The following is a 10,688-nucleotide window of genomic DNA, read 5'->3' on the forward strand; positions in this document are numbered from 1 at the left end:
GCAAACACGATGACGAGGGCTGCTCCCCAGACGATTGCCGCAACACTGCCGCCCACGAGCAGCGGGAGGTTCCAAATCGAGAGCGCCAGGACCAGCAGCAGGCCGACGCCTCCCAGTACTGCTGCTGCGGTGACCAGTCCGGACGGCGCCTGGCCGGGTGACTTGCGGGTCCGCGAACCGAAGGCCACCACGGCGAAGCTGGTCAGGGCCATCATCACGATGACTCCGATTGCACCCGCCCCCGAGTACCAGGTGTAGATCTGCTGGACCGGATCCAGCTGTGCCAGCGCCGATACGACGACGACGGCCGATGTTACTGCGCTTACCCACAGTGATGCGCGTGACGGGGCATGGTGCCTGCGGTGCACCTGGGCCAGGCTTCCGGGCAGTACGCCCCGCTGGCCGAGGGTGAACAGGTACCGGGTCACAATGTTGTGGAACGCCAGCATGCAGGCGAACATGCTCGTGACCACCAGCACCTGGACAACGTCGGCCATGATGGGAGCCACTACCTGCCCGGCCAGGCCGATCACCACCTGGTCGGGGTTCTCGCTGGAGGCAGTCACCGCGTTGTCTTCGCCGAGTCCGCTGATAACCAGCCAGGAGGAAAGGGCGTACAGGGCTCCGATCGAGAGGACGGCAATGTAGGTTGCGCGCGGAATTGTGCGTTCCGGATTGCGGGCTTCATTGCGGAATACCGCAGTCGCTTCGAAGCCGAAGAATCCCAGGAAGACGAACAACACGCCCAGCCCCGGAGCTCCCGACATCGCTTCCACCGGGCTAAACGGAGTGGAAGTCAGTTCCCGACCGGAAAAAAGCACGCCGAGGTCAATAGCCAGTACGGCGACGACTTCCAGCACCAGGACAATGCCGAGGACCTTCGCCGAAAGATTGATGTCGCGGTATCCGAGGAATCCGACAAAGACCAGCATCACGGCAGAGATTAACCACCAGGGCAGTTCCATTCCCGTCCAGAGCTGGATCAGGTTACCCGCCTGCACGCCGAGGTAACAGGTCATGGAAACCGTCAGCAGTACATAGGCGAACAGTGCTATCCCGGCCGTGCCAAGGCCTGCCCGCCGTCCCAGTCCGCGGTCCACATAGGAGTAGAAGGCACCCGCGTCCGGCACATGGGGCGTCATCCAGGAGAATCCGACCGAGAACAACAACAGGATGACCATTGCCGTCAGCGCCATCAGGGGCACCGCAATTGACCCCGAAACGGTAATAATGATGGGGAAATTCGCCGCGACTACGGTGATCGGAGCGGCCGCTGCGATCACCATTAAGACGATGCCGGGCACCCCAAGCCGGCGGTTCAGAGTGGTTTCCAAAACGTTCCTAACTTCCTACGGGGTGAATGGACGCACTCGCCTAGCCGAAGCGCACTCTTGCACCGCTGAACAGCCTTACTGGTGAGCAACAAGAATGCCGTCAGCTCTCCGCTGATAATAGTCAATCCCGGATGCTGGCCCTTAATGCCGATGTCACATCTCTTCGTTCGTGACGTTCCCATTCGGGGTGCTTTTGAAACCGTGGGTATAGCGGGAGCCCACATCAGCGGAAAGGATGCGCTGCCCGGGCAAAAAAATAGTCCCGAACGGGCTAATGCCGGTTCAGGACTATTTCATATTGGTTGCGGGGGCAAGATTTGAACTTGCGACCTCTGGGTTATGAGCCCAGCGAGCTACCGAACTGCTCCACCCCGCGTCGTATTTAGAACTCTACAGTACGCCTGCCGGAGCCACTAATCACGTGGTTCCGGTCACATGGCAGACGTCCCGGGGTTGTCCGACGAGTGGAGAAAAATGATGACTTTCCCGGTACGGTGGCGTACATTCATGCACATGTGACCCACCTAACGAAAGGGAAGCATGCGCCTGGCAGCAACCGCACCGCCGCCCGATCCGGACTCGGCCCTGCCTGCAGCGCCGCTCAGGCCCGCTGGCGCCGCTAGCGCCGGGGCGTCACCGGATGTCTCCGAAGCGGCCAGCTTCACCGAATGGAAGACGCTGGTCTCCGATTCCTTTGTGCCGCTCGAAGCCACGCCGGTGCATCCGGGTACCCGCCACTTCGCCGGCAGGCTCACCGGCCGGCGGCTGCGCGAGCTGGCGATCGTCCAGGTTGACGCGATGGCGCACCGCGTCGAACGTACCCCCGGGCTGATTAGCGGAGGCGGGGATGGCTTCTACAAGCTCAGCCTGCAGATGTCCGGCCGCGGCGTCCTGCTCCAGGGTGGAAGGGAAGCGGTGCTGGAAGCCGGCGACCTCGCGATCTATGACACCGGACAGCCCTACACCCTCAGCTTTGAGGCCGACTTCACGACCCTGGTCCTGATGTTCCCCAAGCAGTTGCTGGGCCTCTCGCCGGAAGACATGGCCGAGATGACCGCGGTGCGCCTGGGTGGAGGGCACCGGCTTGGCCGCGCCGTCGTGCCGTTCCTGACCCAGATCGCCGGCATGCTTCCTGAGCTGGACGGACCAATCGGCCACCGGCTGGCACTGAATACCGTGGACCTGCTCTCCACCCTGCTGGCCGACGAAGCGTACGCGCGTCCGGGAGCCGGGTCCGGCGGCCATGAACGGACGCTCCGCAGGGTCCAGCATTTCATCGAAGGCCAGCTCGCCAATCCGGATCTTTCGCCGGGCTACATCGCTGCGGCGCACTACATGTCCACCCGCAGCCTGCACAAACTCTTCGAGGATTCCGGCACGACGGTGGCGGCCTGGATCCGTGGCCGGCGGCTCGAAGGAGCCCGGCGGGACCTTGCCGATCCGCTCCGCAATGAGGTCCCCGTCAGCGCGATCGGCACCCGCTGGGGCCTGCCCGATCCTGCGCACTTCAGCCGGGTCTTCCGTGCCGCCTATGGTCAGTCGCCCTCCACCTACCGTCTGCGCCGCTGACTCGCAGAGTGCGTGAGCCGGAGGGCTTGCCGCCCAGCCTGCGCGGTTCGTCAATAACTGCTCACGCAAAGCCAAGCCGCCGTGATGTGTTCCAGGACACAGTGGAAAGGCACCCGTCCGGCCCCGTGCCCGTCCCACGGACCCCGGCCCCGAATCCTTGGAGGCTCACGTGTCACTGACCCAGCAGAGTAGTCAGCGCGCAGCGCTGGGGAGCCGCCGGCTCGGCGTTCCCGCCCTGGTTTTTATGATTATCGCGGCGTCCGCGCCGCTGACCGTCGTCGCCGGCGGAGTCACCAGCAACTACGCCGTCACTGGGCTGCTGGGCATCCCGCTGTCCTTTGTTGTCCTCGGTGCGGTCCTGCTGCTGTTCTCGGTGGGATACTCCGCCATGAGCCAGCATGTGCACAACGCCGGTGCGTTCTACGCCTACATTTCGCGCGGACTGGGCAAGCCGGCGGGAGTCGGCGCCGCCGTCGTCGCCCTGATTGCCTATAACGCCATGCAGATCGGAATCTACGGCCTGTTCGGCTTTGCGCTGTCCTCCTTCGTGGCCGGCGCCACCGGTGCGGACGTGCCGTGGTGGCTGTGCGCGGGGGCAGGCTGGGCTGTGGTCGCCCTCCTGGGCATCAACAAGGTGGACCTCTCGGCGAAGGTGCTGGGCGTCCTCGTGGCACTCGAATTCCTGATCGTCATCGTGTACGACGCGCTCGCCCTGAACGTGGCCCCGGAGGGACTCAGCGGCCAGTCGCTCGAGCCCGGAAGCCTCTTCGCTGCCGGCGTTGGTGCCGCCCTGGCCTTCAGCATCGCCGCCTTTATGGGCTTCGAATCCGGGGCGATCTACAACGAAGAGGTCAAGGACCCGCGCAACACCGCACGCCGGGCCACGTTCATCGCGATCATCATCATTGCCTGCTTCTATGCCTTCTCCGCCTGGGCCATGGCCGTGGGGGAAGGGGACAGCCAGGTCGTGGCCCGGTCTGCCGAGTTTGGCCCGGACCTGATCTTTGTGTTCCTGGGTGAGCATGCCCCGGGATGGTTCGTTGACCTGTCCAACCTGCTCTTTATCACCAGCCTGCTGGCTGCCCTGGTGGCCTTCCACAACGTGGTGGCCCGCTACTTCTTCGCCCTCGGCCGTGAAGGTGTGCTGCCGGCCGGCCTGTCCCGGACCAGCCCGCGCAGCCAGGCTCCGGTGGCCGGATCGCTGACGCAGTCCGCCCTGGCCCTTGTCCTGCTCGGCGTCTTCGCCGCCGCCGGGTCCGGCCACGAATACGGACCGCTCTTTCCGGTGCTGACCATGTTTACCTGGCTCACCAACCTCGGCGCCTTTGGCCTTGTGCTTCTTATGGCCCTGACCTCCTTCGCCGTCCTCGGATACTTCCGCCGCCGGCCGCACGGCCACGGACCCTGGACGCGGACAGTAGCCCCCGCCGCGGCGGGCGTGGCGCTGAGCGTGCTCTTCGGACTGATCGTGGCGAACTTCGAGGTCCTGATCGGACTCGAGGAAGCCAGCATTCTCGGTTGGCTGCTGCCAGCCATCGCCGTAGTTCCCGGCTTGGTGGGGATCGGCTGGGCGTTCTGGCTGCGTGCCAGCCGTCCGGAGGTCTACGCCCGAATAGGCGGAGCCGACGCCGTCCCGGAGAGCCCCGCACCGGAGAACACTGAGGCCAGTCCTGCCGGGACCGGACCTGACACCCACTGATTCCACCCTTTACAAAAGGAGCAAGCATGCAGACCACCGAACTCACCACCTTCCAGGATCTTCTGGCCGCCATCAAAGCCCCCGGTGAATCCCGGGACATCCTGGACCCTGCCACCGGCGAAGTGGTCGCCGCCGCCCCGGTGCACACCACCGCGGACCTGGAAACCGCGGTCGCCGCTGCTGCCCAGGCTCAGCCTGCCTGGGCCGGCCTGAGCCATGCCGAGCGGTCGGCCTACCTCAACCGGGCAGCCGACGCCGTCGAGGCCGCGGCCGAGGGCCTGGCCGAACTGCTCTCCCGTGAGCAGGGCAAACCCCTGAACGGCCCCAATGCGCGCTTCGAAGTCGGAGCCTGCGCGTCCTGGCTGCGCGCCACGGCGTCGTTCGAACTGGAGCCCGAGGTGCTGGTGGACGACGACGGCGGCCGCGCCGAACTGCACTACCGTCCCCTCGGCGTCGTGGGCGCGATCGGCCCGTGGAACTGGCCCATGATGATCAGCGTCTGGCAGCTCGCCCCATCCCTGCGGATGGGCAACACCGTGGTGATGAAACCCTCCGAATACACCCCGCTCTCCGTCCTGGCCCTGGCCGCCGTCCTGAACCAGGCACTCCCGGCGGACGTGCTGCACGTGGTCTCCGGCGGGCGGGACGTGGGCGAGGCGCTGTCTGCGCATCCGGGGATCGCGAAGGTGATGTTCACCGGTTCCACTGCCACGGGCAAGGCGATCATCCGCTCCTCCGCGGATACGGTGAAGCGCCTGACCCTGGAGCTCGGCGGCAATGACGCCGGTATTGTGCTGCCCGACGCCGATCCCGCCGCGATCGCCGAGGACCTGTTCTGGGGTGCGTTCATCAACACCGGGCAGACCTGCGCCGCGCTGAAGCGGCTCTACGTGCACGAGGACATCTACGACGACGTCGTTACTGCGCTGGCCGGTGTCGCGGCTGCGATGCCGATGGGTGTGGGACTGGACGAGGCCAATGTGCTGGGCCCGCTGCAGAACAAGGCGCAGTTCCAGATCGTCGCGGACCTGGTGCAGGCCGCGAAGGACGCCGGTGCCCGCATCGTGACCGGCGGAAACCCGCAGGAAGACCAGCCCGGCTACTTCTACCCCGCAACCGTGGTGGCGGACATCGGGAACGATAACCCGCTGGTGGCGCAGGAACAGTTCGGCCCCGCTCTGCCGATCATCAAGTACTCCACCGTGGACGAGGCAGTGGGGATGGCCAACGGCCTGGATGTGGGCCTTGGCGCGTCGGTGTGGTCCTCGGATAAGGACGCCGCCCGGGCTGTGGCCGCCCGGATCGAGGCCGGCACGGTCTGGATCAACAAGCACGGTGCAATTGATCCGAGGGTTCCGTTCGGCGGTGCCAAGCAGTCCGGCTACGGCCTCGAGTTCGGCGTCGAAGGCCTCAAGCACCTCGGCGCCCCGCAGGTCATCAGCTACTAAAACCGATCTTCCGTCCGGGCCGGAACCGGCCCGGACGGAGTCCACCTGCCACCGTGAAAGGCGAACCTCCATGGCCACCGAAACCCCGCTGCCTGCTGAAACCCCCTACCTCGTTATCGGAGCCGGATCCGCCGGCAATGTTGTAGCCCGCCGGCTCCTTGACGCAGGAAAACGCGTTGTGGTCCTCGAAGCCGGGGACCAGGACACCAACCCGGACATCGTGCACCTCAACACCCTTGGCGCGCTCTGGCACAGTCCACAGGACTGGAACTACTACACCACCGAACAGGCCGGCGCCTCCGGACGCCGCATGCACCTGCCCCGCGGCAAGGTGATGGGCGGCTCGCACGCCCTCAACGCCTCCATCTGGGTGCGCGGTGACCGCTGGGACTACGATTCCTGGGCCGAGGCCGGCTGTGCGGGCTGGTCCTGGGACGAGGTGCTCCCGGTGTTCAAGGACATCGAGAACTACGACGGCGGCGCCTCCGACACGCGTGGCACCGGCGGTCTGCTCGACGTCGTGCAGGACTTTCCGCGCAACCCGGTCCAGGAAGACATGCTGGCCGGCGCCCAGGAAGTCGGTTTGCCGCTGAACCCGGACTACAACTCGGGCAGCGTCGAGGGTGTTTCCCGGATGCAGGTCAATGTCCGGGACGGCAAGCGGTTTAACACCTGGCACGCCTACCTCAAGCCGGTGATGGACCACCCGAACCTGACCCTGCTCACCGGCGCCCACGTGCGCCGCCTGCTTATCGAAGACGGCACCGTGGCCGGCGTGGAATTCGAGTACGACGGCGACCTGCGCAGTGTCCGGGCCGGGGAGACCATCCTGTGCGCCGGAGCCATCAACTCGGCCGAACTGCTGCTGCGCTCGGGCATCGGCCCGGCCGCGGAACTGGAGGCAGCCGGCGTCGAACCGGTCTGCGACCTGCCGGGCGTGGGCAAAAACCTCCAGGACCATTTGCTGGCACCCGTCATCTTCTCCACCGGCGCGCGTCCGGTGCCGGACGGCGAGGTAGCCCCCGCGGAAGTGCATCTGTTCGCCAAGAGCCGCCCGGAGCTGCCGGTACCGGATACCCAGCCCATCTTCTTCTCCGTGCCGATGTACTCGCAGGACTACGGCATGGGGGAGATGACCGGCCCGGCGAACGGCTTCTCGATGCTCGGCGGCCTGGTCCGTCCGGCCAGCCGCGGGGAAATCACCCTGACCGGTCCGTCGCCGGAGGACCCGCTGCGGATCGACCTGGGCGCGCTGAGCGAGCAGGCCGACGTCGATGCCCTGGTCGCCAGCGTGCGGCAGTGCCGGGAAATCGGCCGGTCGGAGGCTCTGGCCGGGTGGGAGCCGAAGGAACTGCATCCCGGCCCGGCCGTGTCCGACAGCGACGAGGACCTGGCCAAGTATGTCCGCGATTCCGTGGTGACCTATCACCACCAGGTGGGGACCTGCCGGATGGGCACCGATGAGCTGGCGGTGGTGGACCCGGCTACCCTGCGGGTGCGCGGGCTGTCGGGGATCCGGATCGCCGATGCCTCGGTGATGCCGATGGTCACCACCGGCAACACCAATGCGCCCACGGTGATGATCGCGGAGCGGGCCGCGGGGATGATTACCGGGTAGCTGCTGACCCTAGGACCCCAGTCCAAGCGGGTTCAATTCGGACTCCGCTATGGCCTCGGTGGAAAGCCCCCAGCGGTCCAGGATGTTGGCGTAGGTGCCGTTATCGATCAGGTGGTTTAGCCCGGCCTGAGCGGCAACGGCGAAGCCATTGTCCTTCTTGGTGGTCACGGCGATGTTGGCCTTAGCCGGCCAGCCGCCGTCCACCGTGCCCACCAGCTTGGTTTCGCCGTCGGCCTTTGCCTTATATGCGCCGGTGGCATTGGGGCCAAAGGTCACGTCCGCCCGGCCGGACTGCAACGCCAGCGAGGACGCCGAATCGTCGTCGTAGTACTGGAACTCGACGGGCTCCAGGCCGTCCCTTTTGTTCTCCGCATCCCATTCCAGCAGGATCTTTTCCTGATTGGTTCCGGAGCCAACAATTACCCGCAGCCCGGCGACATCCCTGGCCTCCTTGATCTCGTTGACCGGGGAATCGGCCTTGGCATAGAAGCCGAGCAGGTCGCTGCGGTAGCTGGCAAAGTCGAATTTCTGCTTGCGTTCCTCGGTGACAGTGACGTTGCTGATCACGGCCTCGTATTTGCCGGAGTCCACACCCAGCGGCCAGTCGGCCCAGGCCACCGGGACCACGTCCGCCTTCAGGCCCAGCGAATCGGCGAGTGCGTAGGCGATGTCCACCTCGTTGCCGATCGGGGTCTTGTTGTCGGTGGCGTACACCGACAGCGGGGCGGAGAAAGGGTTAACGGCAACGGTGAGCCTGCCATCGGCACTGATTTCCCCGGGCACCAAAGCCTGGGCATCGGCGGAGACGCTGGAGGTGAACCGGTTCTGTTCCGGCGAGAGGTTGAAGGCGGAAGCCGGGCTGGGTGTGGCTGTGTCTGCCCGTACCTGCCCGGCAGACCCAGCCGTGCCGGGGTCGGCGCAGCCGGCCAGGCTCAGCAGGGCCGGGCCGAGCAGGGCGGCACCCAACAGCGCAGTCCGCCGGGAGCGGCGGAAAGGCGGAGTGGCGGGGTTGGTCATGAGGAGTCCTTACAAGGGTGGTTGGTGAGGGGATGGATGTGCGCGGAATTGGTCAGCGGACGGCGGGCTCAACGGCGACCGAGTGCTCCGGGACAGCGAGCCCCAGGTTCTCCCGCAGTGTGCTGCCCCGGTACTGCGTGGGGTAGACCCCACGTTCCTGGAGTTCGGGAACCAGATGATTAACGACGTCGTCCAGGCCGGTGGGGATAAGCCAGGGAGAAATGTTGAAGCCATCCACCGCACCCACGCGGGCGTATTCGGCGAGCCTGTCGGCCACCTCTGAGTACGAGCCCACGAAGGTGCCATCCATCCGTCCGGCCTTGGCGCGGACGAACGCCAGAATGCTCTGACCCTTGTCCGCCGCTTCCTGCCGCCACTGGGCGGTCAGCTCCACCGCCTTGGCGCCGTGGAATCCGCTGCCGCGGGTTTCCGAAGTCTCCGCGGCCGCCGGTGGGATGTCAGGCAGCGGACCGTCCGGATCCCAGGCGTCCAGCCGCCGTCCCCAAAACTGTTCAAGGTAGGCGATTGCCTGCTGTGGACCGATCTGGAGTTCACGGACCCAGGCTTTCTTCTCGACTGCCTCCGCGTTCGTGGCGGCCAGGATGAATTCGCTGGCGGGCATGATCTTCACGGCAATGCCGGGGCGGCCCGCGCGGAGGGTGCGCTCGGTAATGTCGGCACGGAACGCCACCGCGGCGTCGAACCGCGGATGAGCGGAGAAGACCACGTCGGCCTGACGGGCGGCGAAATCCCGCCCGGCAGGGGAGTCCCCTGCCTGGAACAGCACCGGGTGATGCTGGGGGCTGCGCGGCAGCCGCGGGGTGTAGTCCACGGTGTAGTGCTTGCCTTCATGGTGCACGTGGCGCACCGCCCCGTCCGCCAGCCACCGTTCGGCGCCGGCGCCCGGGGCGACGGCGTCCGGCGCCCAGGAGTCCCAGATGGCCTTGGCCGTCTGCACGAAAGCTTCTGCATGAAGGTAGCGGTCCGCATGGTCCAGGTAGCCGCCGCGGCGGAAGTTCTCACCGGTCCAGGCATTGTCGGTAGTCACCACGTTCCATGCGGCCCGACCGCTGGAGAGCAGGTCAAGGGAGGCCAGCCGGTGCGCCAGGTCAGCAGGGTCGTTGTAGGTGGTGTTCTGGGTTGCCACCAGTCCGATGTGGCTGGTGACCGAGGCCAACGCTGCCAGCAGGGTCTGCCCGTCGGGGCGGCCGGCGACGTCAAGTTCGTGCGGACGGCCCAGATGCTCGCGCAGCCGCAGCCCCTCACCGAGGAAGAAGGCAGCGAAGAGGCCCCGTTCGGCGGTCTGGGCCAGCCGCCGGAAGGACTGGAAATCGGTCTGGGAACCGGATTCCGGAAGCTTCCAGATGGTCCCGGAGTTCACGCCCTGGAAGAACACGCCGAATTGCAGCTGATGTGTGCCTGCTGGGCGGGGTACCGGGGTGCCGGTGGTTTTTGCCATGCTGATGCTCCTTTAGTCTCTGGCGGTCCCGCTGCCGGCGGCAGCGAAACGGTTGGCCGGCTGGGCCAGGCCCAGTACGTCCCGGAAGGTGCGCTCCGGCGCCGTCGGCGCTAGCAGTCCCGCGGCCCGCAGGCGGGGCAGCACCAGCTGGGCCAGCTCTTCCAGCTCCGTGTCCAGCACCGCGGGGAACAGCCGCACCCCGTTGGCCACGGCCAGCAGCTGTGTCAGATAGTCGGTCAGCTCCGCGGCGGACCCTGCCAGCCTGGCCCGCCGCGGGGCGGTGACTGAGCCGGGTTCCCAGCCGTCCAGTTCGGTGATCCGGTCCGCGGCGCTCCGGCCGCGGGAATCCAGCACCACCTCCAGTTCGGCAATGACGCTCCCCGCAGCGGGATGTCCGGCAGCTTCCCGAAGTAATAGATCGGGCGTCGGAGCGGACACCAGTACGGCGTCAGCGCCCTGTTCGGTGCCGGAAGCCAGTAACCCGGCCGGCGCCAGCACCGGAAGCTGCCCCTGCGGCGGCCGGGGAATGATGGCTGGCCCCTTC

The 10,688-nt window shown here is 66.5% G+C and carries 7 protein-coding genes, 1 tRNA gene and 1 pseudogene; 4 read left to right on the forward strand and 5 right to left on the reverse strand.

Features of this window, described 5'->3' with window-relative positions; translation table 11 throughout:
* Together RTN46_RS14785 and RTN46_RS14790 are read right to left on the reverse strand one after the other, a co-directional pair.
* On the reverse strand, nt 1-1,334 hold a 1,334-nt coding region (locus tag RTN46_RS14785), incomplete at its 3' end, for an APC family permease (protein WP_312182502.1).
* Between the two features lie 299 nt (nt 1,335-1,633).
* Nucleotides 1,634-1,710 (reverse strand) — tRNA-Met (locus RTN46_RS14790).
* A 164-nt stretch (nt 1,711-1,874) separates the two neighbouring features.
* Between RTN46_RS14790 and RTN46_RS14795 the strand changes: the two genes are divergently transcribed.
* From RTN46_RS14795 to RTN46_RS14810, 4 genes are all read left to right on the forward strand, one after another.
* Nucleotides 1,875-2,903 carry a helix-turn-helix domain-containing protein gene (locus RTN46_RS14795; RefSeq protein WP_312182504.1) on the forward strand — a complete coding sequence of 343 codons (1,029 nt, stop codon included), beginning with the start codon at nt 1,875-1,877 and terminating at the stop codon, nt 2,901-2,903.
* 169 nt (nt 2,904-3,072) lie between these two features.
* Nucleotides 3,073-4,602: an APC family permease gene (locus RTN46_RS14800; protein WP_396157851.1), complete on the forward strand. Its 1,530-nt coding sequence runs from the start codon at nt 3,073-3,075 to the stop codon at nt 4,600-4,602.
* 26 nt (nt 4,603-4,628) lie between these two features.
* Entirely contained in the window at nt 4,629-6,050 is a 1,422-nt protein-coding gene (locus tag RTN46_RS14805; RefSeq protein ID WP_312182505.1) for an aldehyde dehydrogenase family protein, read from the forward strand.
* Between the two features lie 70 nt (nt 6,051-6,120).
* Nucleotides 6,121-7,668 (forward strand): GMC family oxidoreductase N-terminal domain-containing protein, encoded by a 1,548-nt coding sequence (locus RTN46_RS14810; RefSeq protein ID WP_312182507.1) that lies wholly within the window; start codon nt 6,121-6,123, stop codon nt 7,666-7,668.
* A gap of 9 nt (nt 7,669-7,677) precedes the next feature.
* Here RTN46_RS14810 and RTN46_RS14815 read toward each other — a convergent pair whose 3' ends face one another.
* The 3 genes and pseudogenes from RTN46_RS14815 to RTN46_RS14825 all read right to left on the reverse strand — a co-directional run.
* Nucleotides 7,678-8,685 (reverse strand): ABC transporter substrate-binding protein, encoded by a 1,008-nt coding sequence (locus RTN46_RS14815; protein ID WP_312182508.1) that lies wholly within the window; start codon nt 8,683-8,685, stop codon nt 7,678-7,680.
* Between the two features lie 52 nt (nt 8,686-8,737).
* Nucleotides 8,738-10,144: an NtaA/DmoA family FMN-dependent monooxygenase gene (locus tag RTN46_RS14820; RefSeq protein ID WP_312182509.1), complete on the reverse strand. Its 1,407-nt coding sequence runs from the start codon at nt 10,142-10,144 to the stop codon at nt 8,738-8,740.
* Between the two features lie 12 nt (nt 10,145-10,156).
* A pseudogene (locus RTN46_RS14825) lies at nt 10,157-10,688 on the reverse strand (nitrilotriacetate monooxygenase); the annotation flags it as partial.

This window comes from Arthrobacter sp. (assembly GCF_031988865.1).
Taxonomy (GTDB): Bacteria; Actinomycetota; Actinomycetes; order Actinomycetales; family Micrococcaceae; genus Arthrobacter_B.

Bases quoted from the DNA above. Each gene is read 5' to 3' on its own strand.
- RTN46_RS14795 (WP_312182504.1), top strand. From the start codon at position 1,875: ATGCGCCTGGCAGCAACCGCACCGCCGCCCGATCCGGACTCGGCCCTG.
- RTN46_RS14805 (WP_312182505.1), top strand. From the start codon at position 4,629: ATGCAGACCACCGAACTCACCACCTTCCAGGATCTTCTGGCCGCCATC.
- RTN46_RS14815 (WP_312182508.1), bottom strand. From the start codon at position 8,685: ATGACCAACCCCGCCACTCCGCCTTTCCGCCGCTCCCGGCGGACTGCG.
- RTN46_RS14820 (WP_312182509.1), bottom strand. From the start codon at position 10,144: ATGGCAAAAACCACCGGCACCCCGGTACCCCGCCCAGCAGGCACACAT.
- RTN46_RS14810 (WP_312182507.1), top strand. From the start codon at position 6,121: ATGGCCACCGAAACCCCGCTGCCTGCTGAAACCCCCTACCTCGTTATC.